Here is a 19,798-nt window from a genome sequence, read left to right on the forward strand (position 1 = left end):
ACTGCAGCACCGGTTTTCAGCCATGACCTCATATCAACCACCGTCATCGTCAAGACAGCGAGTAAGGAACCAAAAGTGATCAAGTCGGCACAGAACGCCAAGGCGGCCGAGCAGTCGGAAACCGGCAGTCAGGACATGGCGGCCCCGTCCACTGCAGTGGCTGAAACGGCTGACTCCGCAGACGCGACCACCGCCGCCCAGGCCGGGGACATCGAGGGCGCGACGGAGAACATGCCGCCCATTCCGGACGAGATCCGCGAGGCCGCGCGCCTCGCGCCCGACCACTGGCTCGGGATGGTCGACCCCACCTGGAACGGAGAGGGCGCGCCCCCCGCATGGGCCGTTGTCGGTCAGTGGCGGTCGGATCTGGACGGCGAGATCGTCGAGTGGCAGGACAACGAGGAGTACCGTCCCTCCCCCAAGGCACTCGGGTGGCCCGAGCCCGCTGACGACGTCGACGCGGCGGTACAGCTGGCCGCGACCGGTTACGGACCGGGCGAGGACGTGCCCCGGGCGCTGGCCGAGCTGCCGGAGGCGGCAGTGTTCGTCACCCCCGACGGCGCTCCGCTGTCCGCCACCGCGCCTGACGGCGAGACCCCCGTCGTGCCGTTGTTCACCTCGCCGGTCTACCTGCATACCTCGGGCCGCCTGGCGTTCGAGCTGATGCCCGTGTCCGACGTCTTGGACCGGTTGCCAGAAGGCCACCTTCTCTACCTCAATCCGTCGGCGCCCGTGAGCATGACCGTGGAGACCGACGCGCTGCGCGAGGCACTCGCCGAGAACACCGTGGAAGAGACCGATGAGGACAAGGACGGGGTCGACCACGACGTTCTCTCACGCCCCGCCACCACGAGTGGAACAGCCGGCACGGGGCGCAGTTCCTCCCGCCGCAAGGGCACGGTCAACGTCGCGTCCTCGCAGGCGGCTCAGGACCTTCTGTGACCTCGGGGCAGCCGAGAACCGGGCGGCCCTGACGGCTGCCCCGCGCTGGCGTGCCCAACCTGTCGCCGACGTACCTGGTGTCCGGCCGCTCGCGGTGAGGCTCCGATGCGGCAGGCCGGGCACCGGCCCGCGGGCGTCCCGGGAACGGTGACGCCTGGCCGCAGGCAGGCCGGCCGCGCACAGCAAGCAGGCAGCCGGAGAGATCGCAACGGCGTGGTTCGACCGCCACAGTTCCACCCCGGTCGCCGAGATCCCTCCCGCTGGCCCGACTGGTACCGCGACATCGTCCAGGCCCGCATCGACATGATCGAGACTCGCCCGGACATTGCCCTCATCGAGCGCCCCGAGTACAAGCGCCGTTGGGCCGCCGACCCGTGGGACAAGAGAGAGAAGGACCCCGACGGTGGCACCGACCGCCTGTCGTAGTCCGACCCACCGGCTGCGCCCACCGGCTGCCGTGCCAGGTCATGGCGTCGGGGTGAATGCGGGCAGCGCGAGGGCCGAGTAGGCCGGTCGTGCTGTTGCTCAGGGCATGGTGGCGAGGCCACGCAGCATAGTGTCGCGCTGCTCCAGGGCCCGCGCCGTGGTAGGAGAGAGCGCGGCCGCACCGTTGTCGACCAGGGCCTGATTCATGGCCAACGAACTCGCGAAGGCCGCGTTCGTAGGCGGAGAAGGCCGCGGTGTGGTCCCGGTTCGTGGCCAGGGCGTTGGCGGACATGTAGGCACCGACCAGCGCGAGGCTTGAGCCTTGTCCGGTGAGGAACGAGGGCGCGTAAGCGGCGTCGCCCACGAGCGCGACGCGATCTCTGGACCAGTGGGGCATGCGGATCTGACCGGCCGTGTCGAAGAACCGGTCATTCGCGTCGCGCATGGCGTTGACCATGCCGGGACCTCCCACTCCGCGCCTGCGAAGGCCGTGGCGATCAGGTCCCGCTGGGCGTCGGGGTTACGGAGGGCGGGCAATGGCGGTTCTGGGCGGCGAATGTTCAAGAAGGCGTGCAGCTCGGCGCCGGGGGCGTCCTGTGCCGGGGTGGTGCCGGTGCGTATCGCGTTGGCCAGCCGGCCCCACGGCAGCAAGTGTGATGCGGCACCACCCCACAGCGCCAGATCACGCAGCGAGGCAGGATTGTCGCTGCGCAAGCTGTCGAGCAGGGATGAGGTGACCCCGGTGGTGTGGACACTCTGACAATGGATCTTTCAGATCCGAGGAAGGGTGTCCTGGTGGGACGTAGGTCTCCGTATCCGGAGGAGTTCAGGAACGATGCCGTCGCGTTGTATCGGACGGTGGGTGGGAAGAGGTCGCGCTCCTCGTCGAACAGTTCACTGGCCAGACCAACCGCATCGCGGACATCACCGCGATGCTCATCAGATGTGCCCAGGTCGGTGGCAAGGACTGGGAGACCTACGAACGCATCCTGGACCACCTCGCCCGCGAGGGCATGAGAAGCTGCTTCTGGTCCGCACATGACAGACTGGGGCTGGGTAGCTGTGTGAGCTGCTGCTGCGTGCCTGATGGGTTCCCGGCCGTTGCGGCCGGGAATGCGTTACGCGAGGTTGGGCTCTTGTCCGGGGTGGCGCTGATGGGCCCATGGGCCGAGCACGCGGCGGGCTAACGTCACGCCGGCGGTGACGCCCGCGCCGCGGTAGGTTGCCGTGGACACACAGATTCCCCGGGCCTCGTCGAGCGAGCCGCCCAGCAGTCGGCTCGCCGCCAGCCAGCGAAACGTCCTCGCGGCCGGTTCCCTGTCCGCGGGTGGCAGGTCCCCGGTATCGAGGCGGGCCTGGCACCAGACAGCCCATTCCACGTCGTCGGTCACCAGCGCGTGTGCCGCTTCGAAGTCTGCGGGGCTGAATGCGAGCAAGGCTTCAAGGGGGCAGGTGAACAGCAGGGTCAAGGCCAGGACGTCGTGCACGGCGCGGTACTCGAACGACGCTTGTGGCCAGGGCTCCTGGCTGTGTGTGAGCAGTCGGCTGGCGCTGTCCTGCGCGCACAGCCAGGCCAACGGCATCTCGGGCGCCTGGCCTTGGGGGTTCACCGGAAGGAGTCGCCGCAGGCGCAGGAGCCAGTCGCGTTCGGGCTTTCGATCACGAATCCCGACTTCTGCAGCGTGTCCAGGTAATCGATGCTCGCCCCCTCCAGATAGGGGCCGCTCTTCGAGTCGATCACCATCGCGAAGCGGTCGAACCAGACCACTGACATCTTTTCCTCGACCAGAGCGGCACGCTGGGCCGCGGTCTCGGTATCGTCCTCCTCCGCGAACCCTTCGTCATCGCGTTCCGCCAGCGTCTTGGCCAGGGCCCTGGCGTACTTGTCGGTGAAGAACAGCTGGTATCGCATCCCCGAGCAGCCGCCCGGCTGCACCGAGACCTGCAGTGCCAGCCCGAGCTCCTCTCGGCGCAGCAAGTCGGTGACCTTGGCTATCGCCGCTTCCGTGAGCTCGACTGAATACGTCGGCCTGTCCACCGTCTCCTGCACCATGCAAGACCCCTTCGTCTGTCCAAAGCCCGTATAGATAGGGCATCATCGAAAACTACGGGTTCCACCCGGATGGGGTGCACTCAACGTGCCCAGGTCTGCCCTGATGCGGTCAGCTCCGTGCATGAATGGACAGTCACAGTTTTTGAACCCGCCGAAACATTGAGCTCACGACGAAACCGATGTGCTGCTCGCTCATGTGAAAGGGCCGAGCGATCTCCCCGGGCGGCAGTCGCTGCAGTTCGGGGACGAAGTGCGATAGCGGCATTCGGCGTCGGGCTCGCCGAGCCGGTGCCGCGGGTGAAGCGATGGGATCGGTGGTGCGCACATGTGGGAAATCCTTCTGCAGGTCGTGGTGGGCTGGCTGCTGCGGCAGGGCGTTGCCGCGCCGTGCCGCGCGACCTGCCGGATCAGCTGAGAGCGGTGCGCTCGGCGAAGGTAAGCATGCGAGCGTGCTCGATCAATGTGACGTCGAACAGGTGCAGTTGGGACAGGTCTATCTGCTCGGTGTGCGGGGTGGGGTGCTGCTCTTGCTGGGTAGTCCGTTTGAGCCAGGCGCGAGCCTCGTCATCGGTGAGCAGTACCGGCGGGCCCGAGCTGAAGCAGTAGTAGCGCAGGACCGTGCGCGTGCTCGGGAACTGCGGGCTGAGGCGTTGGCTCGCCGTCATCTTCGCCCGCAGCGGCTCCAGCCTGCCGCGCACCGACGCGTCCAGGCCCAGCCGCTCGCCGTCGGCCCGCTCGCGGGGCCGCAACATGCCCCGCGCGGGATCGGTCTCCACGGAGAATGTGGACCTACGGCCCCGGGGCCGTAGGTCACACGGCAGGGCCCGCGGTCAGGACGTGATGGTGTCCGACAGCCCCAGGTCCCAGACGGCCAGGCCGTGGACGCCCTCGCTCGCGGCGAGCGTGCGCCGGGCGGCAAGCGAGCGCGTGTCCGACCACCACAGCACGGTGCCGTCGCCGAGGGTGGCCGTCCACTCTCCCACGGTGGTGTCGTAGCGGGCCGCGGCGCCGTTCTCGCTGACCATGTCACGGGCCTGCTTGTCGCCGACCTGCATGACGTCGCCGTTGGGTGACCAGGCGTAGCCGTAACCGGCTACCCCCAGATCGACCTTGTTAGCCGGCACCTTGCTGAGCAGCAGGTCGAGTCCCTGCTTCTGCCAGGACAGCTCACCGACCGGTCCGGGGCCGGAGTCGCCGAAGCCGTGTTCGTCGTACGCCATGAGCGCCACGGTGTCGACGGCCTTGCCCAGAGCGGTCAGATCGTAGCCATTCTCTGCGAACTCGTTGAGCGAGGTGAAGGTAGTGACATCGATGCCAACCGTCTTCCCGGCTGGCAGCGCCTTCTTCAGCGCCGTGGCGAACTGCGTCAGCCCCGCGGCGTCGCGCGCCTGGAGGGACTCCAGGTCGATGGTGACCGCGTCCCACCCCTGCGAAGCGACCGCGCTCCTCAGCGTGGAGACGACCGCGTTGATGTTGGCGGTGCTGGACAGCATCCGGTTGGCCGCGGCCTCGTCGAAGTCCCCCAGGGACTCGCTGAAGTTGCCGATCAGCAGGTCGGCTTTCAGACCTAGGGAGTGGGCGCGGGCGAGCTGCGCGCGGGCGTCGGAGCTCGGCGAAGTCACCTTCGTACCTTGGGAATTTATGTTGACGCCATCCACGCCGACACGGCTGAGAGCGGCGGCGCTCGCGTCGATCAGCGAGGTGGCGTCGCCCTCCTCCTGGTAGGCGGTCACCGGCAGCGATGTGGCCCCCGATGCGGGAAGGGCCCCCACCACGCCTGTACCGACGGCCAGCAGCCCAGCGGCAACGACCGCCCCTATGTGCCTCTTCATCAACTTGGTTCTCCTCACGTTGTCGCCAGGGTGGATAGCAGGGGGAGAATGGCCATTCCTGGTAAAGACGGACCGCAGCCAGGTCGGCGAGAACTGCGACACTGGCGCTCTAGATCCCTGCTGTCCCCACGGTCTTGGACCAGCGCCACCTGTGCTGCGACGGCCGCCATGGCCTGACGGTATCTCCCGCCGTAGGTGCTCAACAGCCGGAGCCGGCCCCGGGCGATGCCTCGTCCACCAGTCGAGACGATTTGGGTGGTGGTACTCGGGACCGGTTGCATCCGGACTCCGAAACCGTTGCGCGTCCGCGGCGACATGACTGCCGAGCGCGTGTTCGGGCCCGCCCCGGGGGACTTGTCGGCCATGCTCATCGTGTCGTCTTCCTGCAAAGCGGGGGGTCCAGGCGCACTGCGGGAGCGATGCGTGGGCGGTTCCATGAACCACAGTAGGGAGGGCCTACGGTCCAAGGTGGACCGAAGAGCATGAGAAGCACGGAAGGACACCCGCGCCTTCCTGTTTGTGCCAACCGTGGGCTGTGCGCATGCAGCATGAGGCAACGGGCGTGAGCCGAACGGAGCCGTGGTCAAGTGCCGTTCGGTGTCAACCTCTCGTTGCAGATCTACGCCGCTGACCTGGGCTGTCGCTCAGTACGGTTCGCAGTTACCGGGACTCTTGCAGAAAGCCCAGGCGTTCACGCCGGGGATGAATGCATCTCAAGACCGCTCTGACGTGCACGTTAGAGCGGACGTTTTTGCTGCTCGATGTACCGGCCGACGATCGCCAACGGTGCTCCGCCGCACGATGCGGAGAAGTATGAGGGCGACCACAGGTGCCCGTGCATGGTGGCGCGGTTGATTCGGCCGGTGAACTCCTGCCGTTTCCGGCGGGCGGAGGCGCCCTTGAGGCTGTCGACCAGCTTGGAGACGGCAACCTTCGGCGGATAGTTGATCAGTACGTGGACGTGACCGCGTTCGCCGTTGAACTCCTTCAGCTCCGCATCGAAGTCCTCGCAGACCTTGCGCATGTTGTCTTCGCAGCGTGTCAGCATCTCGTCGTTGAACACGCCGCGTCGGTACTTCGTCACGAAGACCAAATGCACGCGAAACCGTCAGTCACCGGCTCGGCGTCGCAGTCGTCGGCCCCACACGGTCCGGCTCAACGGCCACGCACCAGAACGCGGCGCGGCCGGGATCCCGCCCGCTCTCCATACCGGTTGTCTTCGCTGGCGCCGACCACATGCTGCTGCAGAACTTCGGCACCGGGCTGTGCGCTGACATGGGGGGCTTCGGTGCGGGGACCGTCAACGGGCCGGTCAACCAGTACTACTGCCAGCCGGGCAGCGGCGACAACCAGATGTGGTCGCTTCAGGTGGTCTCGGGCCCCCGAGGGCCCGAAGGTGAAAGCTGTGCATGGATCTCGGCGGCTACGGCGGTGACTCGGCAGGCGCCAAGGTGTACGAGCATGCTTGCGGCCCGCCACCGGTGACAACCAGTTGTGGTACCTGGCGACTGGGGACGACAACCACTACCGGATCCGCAACGACGCCAGCGGCGGGCTGTGCCTGGGCGTCACCGGCAGCCGTACGGCCGGGCACGACGCGCGGCTGCAGATTGAGCCCTGCAGTTCCACGGCCGACGACTGGGCGTGGACGACGGGGTGACCCTGCGTCCGGATTCCGGGTGCGGGCTGCCTCGCGGTGTTGGAGGCGGACGAGGGTGATGAGCAGGCCGCCCCAGGAGCTCGTCCTGATCAACGATCATCCGACGTGGCCCGTCGGCGACATCAGCTTCGGATACAGGAGTTCGGATGACCAGACTTCGCCGCCGTCAGCGTCAACCAGTACGAGCGTGGCGTCGTCGTCGAGCACCGCGCGCTGAACATCCCGATCCTGCGTACCAGTGTCGTGCTTGATCTCGTAGCCCTCGGCCCGGAGCTGAGCGACGGTGGCGTCTGTGTAGCGTGTCGCCCACGGGACTACGGCGTTGGCATCTCCGCCCGCCAGAACGGACATCGTCCGACTCTCGCCGCTGAAGCACAAGAATCTGAACGTACGGGGCCGATACGGCTTCGCGCCCTCCGCCGCGGGCAACGGGTGGCGGCCCCTGCGCGACCCGGACGCCGTCGAGCTCGACGATGACGACGTCGATGACGTGACTGATCCGGGACCAAGCGCTGCTTCCTCGGGCGGCTACCGGGCGGCGTAGGGGGCCGAGTTGTCCAGGCGTGCAGCGCTGCCCATTTCAGCGTTGGTGCGCTTGCGTCCCGTCCTTTCCGCGGGGGATCTTGACCACCAGTTGGGCCCGGGATGGGGTGATCACATCGCGCAGGACCGGGTCGGTGAGCAGGATGATCGGGGCGACGCGGTGCGGGTTGTCGGAGTTCCAGTGCGGCAGGGCGGCCTCGATGACGGTCCACGCCTCGTCGGTGTCGCCCTGCGCGGCGAGCGTCCGGGCCAGGTCCAGGGCCTGCTGGAAGGCTGGCGGTTCCGGCAGGAGGGGCGGCACATGGGCAGCGGCGCGTTCGATCCATTCGGTGTTGGACTCGTCGGCCGAGAAGCCCAGCTCTGGGACTAGCCGTCCGAGGATCTCCAGGCGCGGCAGCCCGACGAGCGGTCCGTGCTCCTCCACTGTACGGCGCAGGTACAGCGGCACCGCCTCGGCCCGGACCTGGTCCTCGCCGACCGCTGCGATGACGTGGTCCCGGCCGAAGATGTTGTTGCGGATCTGGTGGTGGGCGAACCGCAGGTCGAGGAACGCGCCCAGGATCGTCTTGAGGTACATGCCGGCGCCCGAGCCCTTGATCGCGGCGCGCTCGAAACTCGCCAGCGACTGCTCGGCTTCACCCCGCAGCGCCTGCTCGCGGCCTTTGGCCCTGGGCGACCAGGTCCTCGGCGCCCTCCGGGCGTACGCCGTGGCCCTCGTAACCCTTGAGCGTCTCGAAGCTGACGCGCTCCGCCTGGACCAGATCGGCGAACGACGCGTGCCGCTCGCCCAGGCCCGGGTACCAGCTCGCCCAGGTGTAGGCAGCCCACTCCCCGTCCTCCGACACGTCGCCGGGGTCGAGCAGCCAGTACTGCGCGTCGCCCTCCTGCGAGATCAGCAGCGAGCGTTCGAGAATGGCGTCCTCTGCCTCTTCCTCTGCCTCTTCCTCGTCCTCGTCGATCACGACAGAGTCAGCCAGCCCGGCGTGCGTCTCGGTGAGCCAGGCGACGGTGGCGGTCGTGCGCATCTCCCACATGAACGAGCCCATCTGCAGCCAGCCGTCGGAGGCTCCGAGGAATGCGCGGTAGCTCGGCGGGAGCCGGGTGCCGAGCCGCTCCTCCAGCGTCGCGAGCTGCTCTTCGCTCGCGCCCTCGTAGCCCAGCCAGCCGGCGGCCCGCTGCTCGTCGCTGACGCCGTCCAGCTCGCGGCCCTGGGCCACGCGGATGACGTCGGCGCTGTAATCGGCCAGGTAGGCGCACCACTCTTCGACGGTGCGCAGGCCCGCGCTTTCCGGGGCGGGTGCCGGTGGCGCGCCCCGGTAACCGGACGGGCCCTGGCCCGCCCGCCGACGGTAACCGAAGAAGCCCTCGTACGCGGAGTCGGAGGCAGTGTCGAACAGCCGAACCTGGGAGAGTTGAACGTGTTCCGATCCGGCGTTCGCGGTGATCTCAAGGCGGTAGTGCCGGTATGCCGTGCCGGTCCCGCCGGTCACGTTGAAGCCCCGCGGCTCGTGCCGCCGGGTGAAGACCTGCCCCGTACGGGAGTCCAGCGCAGTCCACTGCCGGCCGTCGTGCGAGCCCTGCAGCGTCCAGTCCCTCGGGTCGCGGTCCGGGCAGTCGTTCGCCGAGGCCAGTACGTAGTACCGGACGACGACCGGCCGGACGAGGCTGAACTCCAGCCACGCACCGCCTGTCCTCCAGTTGCCCAGCCACTTGGCGCGCGAGCCGTTCAGCAGGTTGTCGGCGACCTCACCGGCCGCCTCGTACTCATGGTGCACCCGGACCGTCCCGACCAGGCCGGTGACCTCGCTCTTACGATCGGGTGCGGTAATGGCGGCCCGCAGCGTGATCGAACCGGATCCGCCCGCCTGGTCGTGCCAGTCCAGGCGTTCCACGCGGGCGTCGCCGTCCTCGAGCAGCAGCCACCAGTCCCCCGCGCCGTGCCAGTCCCCGCCCCGGCTCTCTTGCGTACGGAACCGGCACGCCGCGGATTCCTCGACGGTCTCCCGCCGCTCCAGCTGACCGCGGTATTCCGCCGACGCGCCGTCGGCGGCCCGGTAGTACCCGTAGAAATCGTCCATCGCGGCCTGGAACCCGACTGCCGCCTCCGCCCCATCATGCGTACGCCAGCCGAGTCGTTCCAGCAGCGAACGCTCCCCCCGGTCGATACCGACCCGCAGCCACGGACCAGGCTCCCACGCCTCCGCGCCGTCCCAGCGCCGCTGGGTCCGGAAGACGAACACCTGTTGCGCGTCGCGCCCTTCGGAATTCGGTCGCACTCCAACTCTCCTCAGACTTCGCGCAACGAACGAAGACACTGCGTCCCTCTCCCGGAGGTCACTTGAACATACGGAGCGTCGAGCCAGAGCAGTTCACGGGCAGGACGCGGGGCCCGTCAGGGGTGCGCGCCGTCGAGGCCGCCCCGACCGGCGGCATCACCCGCCCTCCGGCGGCCTACGCACCTGTACTGCGCCGCGGTTTGTAGCGAGGATCGCGAACGTCGGGTTCCCGGCCGAGTCGAGTGAGCAGATAGGGGGTTGCGGTACATCCGTGTCAGAGTCGTCACCAGAAACCCGAATGCCCGTGGATTTCACGTCGTGAACGCACCCCTCAGAAAAGCTCCGCCCGCGCGCCGGGGGAACGCACAGGCGGAGCCGATCAATCACCGCACCGGCCTCAGTCAGGCCGAGGCGAACATCACAGCCGTGGCCGCCCAACCGAAACTGACGGCGGACAACCGTGGCCTGTGGCTCCCATTTTGTTGAGCAGATGTTCCACGGCGCAATACTGGTCGCCCGTTTGTGCAGACAAGAGTGCCCACGAGCCCAACATCGCTTCTGCCCTCCGGTGACGCGCTCGGCTGTAACTTCGCCCTGCCCTGCGACACCAACGACAAGGGCGAGCCGGTGTTCTACGCGGGCTCCACCTTCGCCCTCCCCAAAATCCGCGAACGCCTCGCCACCACCAGCCCCCAGCCTGTCACCGTCCAACCGGGCAACCTGTGGCACCAAGCCACCGCCGCCACCCAATGCATCCCCCACCACCTCACGAAAGGTGACGAGCTGCGGACCAGGCCAACTCATGGAGCTCGGTGCGACGCTGGACCTACTTCCAGTCATGGCGCTGGCAGCGGCGCGGGCCGAACTCGAATAAGCCGCCGCTGCCTTCGAGCGCGCCACCTGCTCCCGCATCTCCGCCGACCTCGACAGCACCTGTGCCCTGCGCCGCAACATCCAGACGATCTGGCGCGACCGGCCACAGGACAGTGACGGCACCGGGCTCCTGCTGCTGAACGCCGTACTCACCGCGGTGGCCTTCGCGATGCACTGGCACCGCCGCACCCGCCAGCATGCCCAGCAGGAGGCGGCAGCCGAACAGGCCCTCCTCCACCTGCAAACCGCGTGCGCGCACAGCGCCGCACCGGGTGGGAGGGCCGACGACCTGGTACGCGACATCACCGAGGTGCTCACCACCATGTGCGCCCGCCTGTACGGCGGGCAGGGGGCAGCGAAGAACCGGGCCGCCCGCGCGGTGGCCGTGGCGACCGGTGCGGAAGCCTGAGTGAAGAAGTTTCGGCCGCAGCCCGGGTTCGTGGTGCAGGCGTATCGCTTCGCACTGGATGCGAACGCCACTCAGGAGCATGCTCTGCAATCGCACTGCGGCGCCGCGCGTGCCGCCTACAACTGGGCCGTCGAGGCCAAGCACACCAATCCCAGGTTCGCCGCCTGGTGGGAGGAGAACTCCAAGGAGGCGTACTCCACCGGCCTGGCGAACGCGTCGGCCGCGTTCGACACCTACGCGAAGTCCAAGAACGCCAAGCGGCGTGGCAAGCGGATGGGTGCGCCGCGGTTGAAGTCGAAGCGCAAGGCGCGCCTCGCCTGCCGGTTCACCACCGGCGTGATCCGCGTGGACGCTGACGGCCGTCACGTCACCCTGCCCCGGCTGGGCACGATCCGCACCCACGAGCCCACGGTGAAGCTCCTCGCCCGCACCCAGGCCGCAACGGCCCGGATCCTGTCCGCGACCGTGCACGCAAGCAGCTGCGCCGCGTCTGCCGCGTCGTCTCCCGACGCCAGGGCCCCGACTGGCCAACCGGGCACAAGCCGTCGAAGCGGTGGGAAAAGGCCAACGCCGCCCGCAACAAGGTCCATCACCGGGTGGCCAACCTCCGCGCGGACGCTCTGCACAAGCTCATCACCGCCGTGGCGGCCGAGTACGGCACGGTCGTGGTCGAAGACCTCAACGTCGCCGGGATGCTCCGCAACCGGCGTCTCGCGCCAAGGATCGCCGACGCCGGCTTCGGGGAGATCCGCCGCCAGCTCACCTACAAGACCCGCCAGCGCCACGCCACCCGCACCATCGTGGCGGACCGCTGGTACCCCTCCTCGAAGACCTGTTCCGGGTGCGGCGCGGTGAAAGCCAAACTGCCGCTGCACGTGAGGACCTACCAGTGCGATGCGGCGGCCTGGTCATCGACCGGGACACAACGCCGCACTCAACCTCGCCGCGCTCGCGGCAGCCGCAACAACTAGTACCGGAGTGGCCGGAGACCAGGACACCCGAGCGGTGTCGAAGCCTCGTGGAGCCGACCACAAGACCCGCACCACCCGCCCCCGCCGCAAGGCGGAGACGGGGCGGGCAGGTGGCGCAACCCTGCCGCACCAGCGGCAGACGGAAGCGAGAGACCGTACACAAGCCGAAGCCCTCACGCTCTGGTGACGAGACGGACCTTCCGGACGGAAACGTCCGGATTGCTGAGACCTGACTACGGTCTCAGCAACGGTGCGTGGCGCGTCGACATGGCGAGGGGCGTCAGTCGAAGAGAAGGTGGCGCAGTGTGCGGGTGACATGTTCGGTGAGCTGCTCGGGCGGCATCGAGGCGAGCGGTTCGGTGCGCGCGATGTACCTGGTGAAGGTCACTCCGATCAAATACGACCCCACGAGCGCCACGCGGGTCTCCATGGCGTCGCCGGGTGCTGCCGGTGTGTCGGGCGAGAGCACTGATCGATAGACGGCGACGCTGTGCTCATGCATTGCGGCCAGCAGTTGGGTGGCGGCACCCTCGTCGGACGCGGCACTGCGGACGACAGCGACGAACGGGTCGCCCACGGCATCGGTCTCCATCCGTTGTACGAAGCCGTGCGCGATCCGGTCGGGCAGCGTCGCCGGATCCCCGGCGGCCACGCCTTCCAGGTCGCGGTTCCCCGGCACCGCGGCGAGAAATAGCCGCTCCTTGGAGGCGAACTGACGCGAGATCAGGCCGTGCGTGACGCCGGCCCGGCGCGCGATTTCCCGGAGGGTGGTGCGAGCATAACCGCGCTCGGTGAAGGTGTGGCGGGCCGCCTCCAGGATCGCGGCCCGGTGTCCGTCGGGGTCCCGCCGATGCTTGCGCGGCGGCTGCCCGGCCGGTTCCTGATTATTCATGGCGACTCCTTCACGTGATCACTGTACTGCTGGGCGCCGACGCCGAGTTGGGTTAGCCTGCCTCTTAATGGCCAAGTGGCCATTAAGAGATGGAGTCCATTGTGAGCACCACACCACCGGATCCGGCGGCGATCACCGAGACACGCCTGCTGCACAAGATGCACCGTGCCGCGACGTCCCTGCTGGCCGACGCCGCACAGCGCGACACCGCACCGCTCCACGCCCTGGCGGAACTGCGCGACTTTCTGGTGGCGGCGCTGCGGCATCACCACGAGAGCGAAGACCAGACGCTCTGGCCGCAGTTGATCGCCGCCGATCCCGCCTTCGGAACAGGGCTGGCGGAACTCAGCACGGAACACGACGCATTGGACGTGGCCCTGGACGCCCTAGCTGCGGCTCCGCTGCAGCACGACGGGGATCGGGCAGAGCTGGCCGCGGCGGCAGCGGACGTACGCGACCTGGTGCACAAGCACCTGGAGCACGAGGAGCCGTTACTGTTCCCCGCGCTCGCCACGCATATGACCGACCGCGCCTGGTCCGAGTTCTCGCGCGCAGTGATCGCCTCGGCCCCGCCCGTGGCCGCCCACCTCAACATCGGCTTCTTCGAGCAGGTGGGCACGACCGCCGAACTCGCCGTGGTGACGGCGAATTTGCCGCCGGCCGCGCTGCAGTTCGTCCCAGCGATGAGCGAGCAGGCGCGAGCCACCCTGCACAGCCTTCAGTCAACCGATCACGGACGGACGGTCACCGCATGACCAGCACTCTCATCGTCGGCGGCAGCGGTGGCCTGGGCCGTGTGATAGCTCAGCACTTCGCAGACCGCGGCGACGATGTGATCATCACCAGCAGGGACAAGGCCAAGGCGGAGCACATCGCCGCCCAGATCGGCCCCCGTTCCCGGGGGTTGGCCATCGACCTTTCCCAACCCGAAACGATCGGCGCCTCGTTGGCCGATGTGACCGAGGTCGACAACCTCGTCATCACCGCGGTGGGCCAGGCGGCGAACACACTGGCGCGGTTCGACATCACTGATGCCGTGACGGCCGTGACCATGAAACTCGTCGGTTATGCCGAGACCGTCCGGGTGCTGCGGGACCGGTTCGCTTCCGGAGCCTCCGTCGTGCTCTTCGGAGGCCTCGCCAAGGAACGCCCGTACCCGGGCTCGACCGTCGTCACCACGTTCAACGCTGGCATCACCGGGCTGGTGAAGACCCTCGCGGTGGAGATCGCCCCGCACCGCGTCAACGCCCTGCACCCGGGACTGATCGGCGACAGCCCCAAGTGGCGCGACGTCCCCGACCCCCCGCATTCGGCCCAGACGCCGATCGGCAGGCTGGTGACGATGGCCGAGATCGCCGACGCCACCGATTTCCTGCTCCGCAACACCGGCATCAACGCCCATGACCTGTACGTCGACGGCGGCGTGCTGGCCACCTGATCCGTAACGCCCGGGCCTTGCCCGGGCAGTTGAGGGTCGCATCGAGCGGAGCCGGCCCTGTCCGTGCCCCATGCCATGCTGTGCGCCATGACATCAGTCATCGGCTCGGCCGACTCCGCAAACACTGTGGACACCATGGACGCCTTGTTGTGGTGGTGAGCAGCGAAAGTAGCTGTCCGATATCCGGTTCGGATGAGCAGTCAAGAACTCACGGTAGCGGACGGAAATATAGACGTCGTTGTGTCCCGTATGGGGCTGCTTTCCTCCGCTGATCCGTTGAGTGAAGCAGGCGAGGTGGCGCGGGTGCTTCGACCGGGCGGAACTGCACCGCCTCGCCGTACCCGGCGTACGCCTGGACACCGGATACACGGACGGTGACACGATCGGCGTCCACTACGACCCCCTGCTCGCCAAGGCCGTCGCCCACGCCCCCACCCGCGCCGAGGCATCCGCAAACTCGCGGGCGCTCTCGACCGGGCCGACATCCACGGCCCGGTGACGAACAGAGACCTGCTGATCCGCTCCCTGCGCCATGAGGAGTTCACGGCGGCCCGCATGCACACGGGCTTCTACGACCGCCACCTCACCGGCCTGACCGAGCCGGCCCCCGACCCCACCCCCCTGCCGCCGCCCTGGCGGACGCCCATGGCCGCGCCTGGCTCGGCGGCTGGCGCAACCTGCCGTCCCAGCCGCAGACCAAGCGGTACCTGATGGCGGGCGAGGAGCACGAGGTGCGCTACCGGCACACGCGCGGGGGCCTCGCGGCGGAGGGGGTACGGGTGGTGCACGCCGACGCGCATCGGGGGATCCTCGAAGCCGACGGCATCCGCAGGAGGTTCGAGGTGAGCGGCCACGGCGACCAGATGTACGTCGGCTACACGGCACTGACCGTGCTGCCCCGCTTCCGGAAACCCACGGCCGACCACGCCCCGGGTTCCCTGCTGGCCCCGATGCCCGGGACGGTCGTACGGATCGCGGAGGGCCTCACGGTGGGGGCGGCGGTCCAGGCCCGGGAGCCCCCTGCTCTGGCTGGAGGCGATGAAGATGGAGCACAAGATCACGGCCCCGGCCACCGGCACGCTCACTGACCTGCACGCCGTACCGGGCACACAGGTCGAGGTGGGTACCCTGCTCGCCGTAGCAGAAGTTTCTCAGGAGGAACAATGAGCGTCATGTTAGAGACCGAGGAGCACAAGGTCCTCCGCTCGGCGGTGGCCGCCCTCGGCGCGCGCTTTGGTCGCGACTACATCACCCGCGTCATCGAAGAAGGCGGCCAACCCACCGAACTCTGGTCCGAGGCCGCGAAGCTCGGATACCTGGGCGTCAACCTCCCCGAGGAGTACGGGGGTGGAGGCGGCGGTATCAGTGAACTGTCCATCGTGCTGGAGGAGTTGGGAGCCGCAGGCTCCGCCATGTTGATGCTGGTCGTGTCTCCCGCCATCTGCGGAACGGTGATCGCCCGCTTCGGCACCGAGGACCAGAAGCACACGTGGCTCCCCGGCATAGCCGACGGAACCCGCACGATGGCCTTCGGCATCACCGAACCCGACGCCGGCTCCAACTCCCACCGCATCACCACCACCGCCCGCCGCGACGGCGACGACTGGATCCTGACCGGCCGCAAGGTCTTCATCTCCGGCGTCGACATCGCCGACGCGACCCTCATCGTCGGCCGCACCGAGGACTCCCGCACCGGCCGCCTCAAGCCCTGCCTGTTCGTCGTCCCACGCGACACCCCCGGCTTCGGGCGGCGGCAGATCGACATGGAACTGACCGCCGTGGAGAAGCAGTTCGAGCTGACCCTCGACGACGTACGGCTGCCCGCCGACGCCCTCGTCGGCGACGAGAACGCGGGCCTGCTCCAGCTGTTCGCCGGCCTCAACCCCGAACGCATCATGACCGCCGCACTCGCGATCGGCATGGGCCGCTACGCGCTCTCCCGCGCCGTCGAGTACGCGCGCGACCGTAGCGTCTGGGACCGGCCCATCGGCGCACACCAGGCGATCGCACACCCCCTCGCGCAGTCACACATCGACCTCGAACTGGCCCGTCTGATGATGCAGAAGGCCGCCTTCCTCTACGACTCCGGCGACGACACAGCCGCCGGAGAAGCCGCCAACATGGCCAAGTATGCCGCCGGGGAGGCCTGTGTGAAGGCCGTCGACCAGGCCGTGCACACCCTCGGCGGCAATGGCCTGACCCGCGAGTTCGGGCTCGCCTCCCTCATCACGGCCGCGCGCGTGGCTCGTATCGCACCGGTGAGCCGGGAGATGATTCTCAACTACGTCTCCCACCAGACCCTGGGCCTGCCCAAGTCGTACTGAGAGCCTGTGTCGCCCACAGCGCGCGAGGAGGAACCGTGTTCCGCAGCGGCCCGCGGGTCCATCGGTTGGCGGATCGCGGCATAGTGCACGGCGCGGGTGGCCTCGAAGTCGCCGGGCAGGTCGTCCCACTGGCGGAGTGTCGGTATTCGAGGGTTGCAGTATTCGCCCGTCGGTCACGTCAGCGGTAACGCGGCGTACAGCTCTCGCCGCACCAGGTGCTGTCTGCTTGAAGTTCTCCCCTCCCTTCGCTTGCGCTTAGGAAGGGGATTCCCGCCTACCTTGCGGCGGCAGGTTTGACGGTTGTACCCGCCCTGCGACCGCGCCTTCCGGCGGCCGGGACCGCCACGATGACGTGGCCGGTCCGGTGCAGGTGCACGATGTTCCTCGCTGCGTTCCAGTTGGCGTTCGCCGTCCAGCCGCAGTCGGGGTTCTTGCAGGCGAACAGGTCCTGGCTCTCCCGGCTGCCGGGGGGTGGTGCATCCGCAGGTGGAGCACCGCTGGGAGGTGTGGGGGGCGGGGACCTTGACGAGCCGGCCGCCGTAGCGGGCGCTCTTGTACGTCAGCATCGTCACGGCCCGCCCCCACGCCGCCTGGGCGATGGAGGGGCTCTGGATGCGGAAGGCAACGTGCCAGCCCAGCGCGTCCTTGACGAGGCGGGCTCCGGTGATCCGGTTCTCCTTGTTCGCCCGCTTGCCGACGGGGAGGTCTTTGGTCCAGCGGAAGCGGACCCTGCCGACGTTGGGAAGGTTGACCATGCCCCACCGGCGGTGCACCCGCGTGATGTTCAGGTCCCGGCCCTGCGGGATGTCCACGGACATCGCGGAGCGGTACCGGCCCTTGTATGCGGGCTCCTCGGCCCGGCCTTCCCAGCAGCTGCCCCAGGCGCGCAGGTATGTCTTCAAGACGGCCTGCGCGGCCTGCGCGGGCAGCACGGCGAGGTAATCGAGGTCCTTGCGGGCCTGCCGAATCGCCGCATCAGCGCGAGACAGCTTCGTGTCACTCTTGGGCGTCATCTGCCACCAGGAGTGCAGGCAGTTCCACAGGGTGCGGGCCGCATGCGCCTGGTCATCGATGAGCCGGATCTCGACAGGGGACAGCGCCAGTCGGGCACGGTGCCCCAACTGCCGCTTCACCCCACCGAGTTCGCTCATGACGATCACCAAACCCTCTGGGCTTATATCACCACGATGGAACCAAACCCTGACGTACGCACCGGCCGACACGTCGTTCACAACCTGCATGTCCACTTGGTTTTCGTCACCCAGTACCGACGCAAGGCCACGACCGACGCCATGCTGACGCGCACGCGAAGAGATCATGCGCGAGGTCTCCACGGATTTCGAAACCGACCTCAAGCAAGTTCAACGCCGAACAGGACCACGTGCGTCTGCTCGTGCACTACCCGCCGAGGCTCTCCACGCTGGTCAACTCCCTCAAGTGCGGCTCCGCCCGCATGGTGTTCGCCCGTCCGGCCTTCCCCTTGCTTGTCGCCCCCGGGTGGGTCAGGGGCTCGTGGGCTTTCCCCCGAAGCTTCGCCCCCCAGTGGCAGCCCCCTTCGTAAGGCGCGAGGTTAGTCATCCAACTGACTATAGACAGCCCGCCCGGTCTGAGCTACCGTCAAGAAAGTAAGTCAGCTATCTAACTTATGGAGTCATGATGATCCTCGTCACCAGTGCCACCGGGAATGTCGGACGGCCGCTCGTCGATTTACTGGCCGCGGCGGGTGAGGACGTGGTCGCTGTGTCGCGAAGCCCGCAGACCCAGCGGCCCGCGGCCGGCGTGCGCTGGGTGCAGGGCGACGTCGGAACCGCCGCGAGCCTGCGGCCCGCCCTCGACGGCGCCGACGCCGTGTTCGTCCTCTTGCCTGGCCCACTCAACAACCGAGGCGAAGATCCCGAGGTCTTGATGGACGTGATCGCGCGGGCGGGGACCAAGCGGATCGTGTTCGTCTCCTCCCAGCTCGCCGGGACCCGTCCGACGTCGCCCTCGCACGCCCGCCTCGCGGCGTACGAGGAGGCGGTCCGTGGGTCCGGCCGGGACTTCACGATCCTTCGGCCCTGCGGGTTCGACTCCAACGTGCTGGGCTGGGCCGACCCGATCCGCGGGCAGCGCATGGTGTTCGCACCTTACGGCGATGTCGCGTTGCCCAGCGTCGACCCGGCCGACATCGCCGAGGTGGCGGCGACGGTGCTCCGCGAGGACGGGCACACCGGGCGGACCTACGAGCTGACCGGTCCTGAACTGATCAGCCCTCGTCAGCAGACTGAGGCGATCGCTCGCGCTCTCGGCGACGAGTTGACCTTCGTGGAGGTTTCGCGCGAGGACGCCCGCACCGCCATGCTGCAGTTCATGGCTGCGGAAATGGCCGACGGCTCACTCGACGCGCTGGGTGAGCCGCTCCCCGCGGAACAGCGAATCAGCCCCGATATCCAGGCCGTGCTGCATCGCCCGGCCGGCACCTTCGACGGGTGGCTGGCGCGTAACCTGCAATCCTTCCGCTGAGTTGCGCACGCCATCAGGCGATTCTCAAACCAGCGTAACGAGCACCTGAACAGCGACCAGTTGGGCGGGCGCAAAGTCGCCGAGACCCGCCGCCGGTCGACAGGACGGGCCAGGGCGGCAGCGCTGGGCTTGGAACACCCTGTCGGCCGGCCGTTTGCCGGACCCGAGGGGCAATAGGCCGAAGCGGCACACGAGCAGCCAGCGGCAGCGTCACCTCAGGACCAAACCATGCCGATCGTGGAGGCCATCCTCGATCTCCACCACTACACCCGCTGGAGAACTCGACCTACAAAGGATGGAACGGGCTCATGGGTCAGCTAAACGGCATGACAGCACTGGTGACTGGTGGCAGTCAGGGGATCGGTCTGGCCGGCGGCTCGATCATCCTGTCTTCGGGGGGCCTGGGCGCTAAGAGCTCCTAACAAAGTGCGAGGTTCCTCAGCCGTCGCCAGCAGATGATGCTGCAGGCCAGGCTGAGGAAGGCTTCGTGGATGTCGTCGCGGATCTCCCAGCGGATGCGTAACCGGCGGAACCAGTGCAGCAGTGCGAAGCTCTGCTCGATGACCCAGCGATGGACACCCAGCCCGGATCCGTGTTCGGTGCCTCGGCGGGCGATGACCGGGGCGATCCCGACAGCGCGGACCTGCCTGCGGTACT

General features: G+C 68.1%; 19 protein-coding genes and 8 pseudogenes. 15 read left to right on the forward strand and 12 right to left on the reverse strand.

The genetic code is table 11. The features are described 5' to 3' along the window. Positions 1-75 precede the first annotated feature (75 nt). Positions 76-942 carry a type VII secretion system-associated protein gene (locus tag ACWCQ1_RS36195; protein WP_451028281.1) on the forward strand — a complete coding sequence of 289 codons (867 nt, stop codon included), beginning with the start codon at positions 76-78 and terminating at the stop codon, positions 940-942. A gap of 213 nt (positions 943-1,155) precedes the next feature. Beyond that, positions 1,156-1,368, forward strand: coding sequence for a DUF7008 domain-containing protein (locus ACWCQ1_RS36200; protein ID WP_451028282.1), 213 nt, complete (start codon positions 1,156-1,158; stop codon positions 1,366-1,368). Positions 1,369-1,467: 99 nt separating this feature from the next. Here the strand turns inward: ACWCQ1_RS36200 and ACWCQ1_RS36205 are convergent. From ACWCQ1_RS36205 to tnpA (ACWCQ1_RS36230), 6 genes and pseudogenes are all read right to left on the reverse strand, one after another. Then, positions 1,468-2,034, reverse strand: a pseudogene (locus tag ACWCQ1_RS36205) (FAD-dependent oxidoreductase); the annotation flags it as partial. A gap of 452 nt (positions 2,035-2,486) precedes the next feature. Continuing rightward, the gene (locus ACWCQ1_RS36210) at positions 2,487-2,951 is read right to left on the reverse strand and encodes a hypothetical protein (RefSeq protein ID WP_451028283.1); all 465 of its coding nucleotides are present in this window, start codon (positions 2,949-2,951) and stop codon (positions 2,487-2,489) included. 23 nt (positions 2,952-2,974) lie between these two features. Continuing rightward, the gene (locus ACWCQ1_RS36215) at positions 2,975-3,421 is read right to left on the reverse strand and encodes a HesB/IscA family protein (protein WP_451028284.1); all 447 of its coding nucleotides are present in this window, start codon (positions 3,419-3,421) and stop codon (positions 2,975-2,977) included. Between the two features lie 407 nt (positions 3,422-3,828). After that, positions 3,829-4,197: a hypothetical protein gene (locus ACWCQ1_RS36220; RefSeq protein WP_451028285.1), complete on the reverse strand. Its 369-nt coding sequence runs from the start codon at positions 4,195-4,197 to the stop codon at positions 3,829-3,831. A gap of 54 nt (positions 4,198-4,251) precedes the next feature. Beyond that, positions 4,252-5,253 carry a glycosyl hydrolase family 18 protein gene (locus ACWCQ1_RS36225; RefSeq protein WP_451028286.1) on the reverse strand — a complete coding sequence of 334 codons (1,002 nt, stop codon included), beginning with the start codon at positions 5,251-5,253 and terminating at the stop codon, positions 4,252-4,254. Positions 5,254-5,989: 736 nt separating this feature from the next. Further along, the gene (gene tnpA, locus ACWCQ1_RS36230; protein ID WP_451028287.1) at positions 5,990-6,352 is read right to left on the reverse strand and encodes an IS200/IS605 family transposase; all 363 of its coding nucleotides are present in this window, start codon (positions 6,350-6,352) and stop codon (positions 5,990-5,992) included. A 366-nt stretch (positions 6,353-6,718) separates the two neighbouring features. Here tnpA (ACWCQ1_RS36230) and ACWCQ1_RS36235 point away from each other — a divergent pair, with 366 nt between their 5' ends. After that, the gene (locus ACWCQ1_RS36235) at positions 6,719-6,913 is read left to right on the forward strand and encodes an RICIN domain-containing protein (RefSeq protein WP_451028288.1); all 195 of its coding nucleotides are present in this window, start codon (positions 6,719-6,721) and stop codon (positions 6,911-6,913) included. A gap of 96 nt (positions 6,914-7,009) precedes the next feature. On the opposite strand, the gene ACWCQ1_RS36240 is transcribed toward ACWCQ1_RS36235, so the two are convergent. Then, the gene (locus tag ACWCQ1_RS36240; RefSeq protein ID WP_451028289.1) at positions 7,010-7,264 is read right to left on the reverse strand and encodes a hypothetical protein; all 255 of its coding nucleotides are present in this window, start codon (positions 7,262-7,264) and stop codon (positions 7,010-7,012) included. On the opposite strand from ACWCQ1_RS36240, the pseudogene ACWCQ1_RS36245 reads away from it, so the two are divergent. Then, a pseudogene (locus ACWCQ1_RS36245) lies at positions 7,260-7,457 on the forward strand (hypothetical protein); the annotation flags it as partial. The gene ACWCQ1_RS36240 and the pseudogene ACWCQ1_RS36245 sit on opposite strands and share 5 nt — an antisense overlap. Before the next feature lie 36 nt (positions 7,458-7,493). Here ACWCQ1_RS36245 and ACWCQ1_RS36250 read toward each other — a convergent pair. Next, positions 7,494-8,033, reverse strand: a complete 540-nt coding sequence (locus ACWCQ1_RS36250) for a hypothetical protein (protein WP_451028290.1) — start codon at positions 8,031-8,033, stop codon at positions 7,494-7,496. A gap of 58 nt (positions 8,034-8,091) precedes the next feature. Continuing rightward, positions 8,092-9,732 (reverse strand): SMI1/KNR4 family protein, encoded by a 1,641-nt coding sequence (locus tag ACWCQ1_RS36255; protein WP_451028291.1) that lies wholly within the window; start codon positions 9,730-9,732, stop codon positions 8,092-8,094. Between the two features lie 561 nt (positions 9,733-10,293). On the opposite strand from ACWCQ1_RS36255, the pseudogene ACWCQ1_RS36260 reads away from it, so the two are divergent. From ACWCQ1_RS36260 to ACWCQ1_RS36275, 4 genes and pseudogenes are all read left to right on the forward strand, one after another. Beyond that, positions 10,294-10,876: pseudogene (locus ACWCQ1_RS36260) on the forward strand (mobilization protein); the annotation flags it as partial. 3 nt (positions 10,877-10,879) lie between these two features. Continuing rightward, positions 10,880-11,014: pseudogene (locus tag ACWCQ1_RS36265) on the forward strand (IS607 family transposase); the annotation flags it as partial. Positions 11,015-11,047: 33 nt separating this feature from the next. Next, positions 11,048-11,140, forward strand: a pseudogene (locus tag ACWCQ1_RS36270) (helix-turn-helix domain-containing protein); the annotation flags it as partial. A 353-nt stretch (positions 11,141-11,493) separates the two neighbouring features. Further along, the gene (locus ACWCQ1_RS36275; protein ID WP_451028299.1) at positions 11,494-11,985 is read left to right on the forward strand and encodes an RNA-guided endonuclease TnpB family protein; all 492 of its coding nucleotides are present in this window, start codon (positions 11,494-11,496) and stop codon (positions 11,983-11,985) included. A 280-nt stretch (positions 11,986-12,265) separates the two neighbouring features. On the opposite strand, the gene ACWCQ1_RS36280 is transcribed toward ACWCQ1_RS36275, so the two are convergent. After that, positions 12,266-12,877: a TetR/AcrR family transcriptional regulator gene (locus ACWCQ1_RS36280; protein ID WP_451028292.1), complete on the reverse strand. Its 612-nt coding sequence runs from the start codon at positions 12,875-12,877 to the stop codon at positions 12,266-12,268. A gap of 101 nt (positions 12,878-12,978) precedes the next feature. Between ACWCQ1_RS36280 and ACWCQ1_RS36285 the strand changes: the two genes are divergently transcribed. The 5 genes and pseudogenes from ACWCQ1_RS36285 (at position 12,979) to ACWCQ1_RS36305 (ending at position 16,639) form a co-directional block, all read left to right on the forward strand. Beyond that, positions 12,979-13,632: a hemerythrin domain-containing protein gene (locus ACWCQ1_RS36285; RefSeq protein ID WP_451028293.1), complete on the forward strand. Its 654-nt coding sequence runs from the start codon at positions 12,979-12,981 to the stop codon at positions 13,630-13,632. Continuing rightward, positions 13,629-14,315: an SDR family oxidoreductase gene (locus ACWCQ1_RS36290; protein WP_451028294.1), complete on the forward strand. Its 687-nt coding sequence runs from the start codon at positions 13,629-13,631 to the stop codon at positions 14,313-14,315. The genes ACWCQ1_RS36285 and ACWCQ1_RS36290 overlap by 4 nt, the downstream gene beginning before the upstream one ends. 192 nt (positions 14,316-14,507) lie before the next feature. Next, a complete protein-coding gene (locus ACWCQ1_RS36295) occupies positions 14,508-14,693 on the forward strand; it encodes a methyltransferase domain-containing protein (RefSeq protein ID WP_451028295.1) in 186 nt (61 codons plus the stop codon). Beyond that, positions 14,638-15,482: pseudogene (locus tag ACWCQ1_RS36300) on the forward strand (biotin/lipoyl-containing protein); the annotation flags it as partial. The gene ACWCQ1_RS36295 and the pseudogene ACWCQ1_RS36300, both read left to right, overlap by 56 nt. Beyond that, a complete protein-coding gene (locus tag ACWCQ1_RS36305; protein WP_451028296.1) occupies positions 15,479-16,639 on the forward strand; it encodes an acyl-CoA dehydrogenase family protein in 1,161 nt (386 codons plus the stop codon). The pseudogene ACWCQ1_RS36300 and the gene ACWCQ1_RS36305, both read left to right, overlap by 4 nt. A gap of 274 nt (positions 16,640-16,913) precedes the next feature. On the opposite strand, the pseudogene ACWCQ1_RS36310 reads toward ACWCQ1_RS36305, so the two are convergent. Beyond that, a pseudogene (locus ACWCQ1_RS36310) lies at positions 16,914-17,790 on the reverse strand (zinc ribbon domain-containing protein). Between the two features lie 25 nt (positions 17,791-17,815). On the opposite strand from ACWCQ1_RS36310, the pseudogene tnpA (ACWCQ1_RS36315) reads away from it, so the two are divergent. Both tnpA (ACWCQ1_RS36315) and ACWCQ1_RS36320 read left to right on the forward strand, forming a co-directional pair. After that, positions 17,816-18,098, forward strand: a pseudogene (tnpA, locus tag ACWCQ1_RS36315) (IS200/IS605 family transposase); the annotation flags it as partial. A 197-nt stretch (positions 18,099-18,295) separates the two neighbouring features. Further along, positions 18,296-19,141 (forward strand): SDR family oxidoreductase, encoded by an 846-nt coding sequence (locus tag ACWCQ1_RS36320; RefSeq protein ID WP_451028300.1) that lies wholly within the window; start codon positions 18,296-18,298, stop codon positions 19,139-19,141. Between the two features lie 418 nt (positions 19,142-19,559). Here the strand turns inward: ACWCQ1_RS36320 and ACWCQ1_RS36325 are convergent. Further along, positions 19,560-19,798, reverse strand: a 239-nt coding sequence (locus ACWCQ1_RS36325; RefSeq protein WP_451028297.1) for a transposase, incomplete at its 5' end; no start/stop codon positions are given.

Source organism: Streptomyces sp. NPDC002144, from assembly GCF_053593695.1.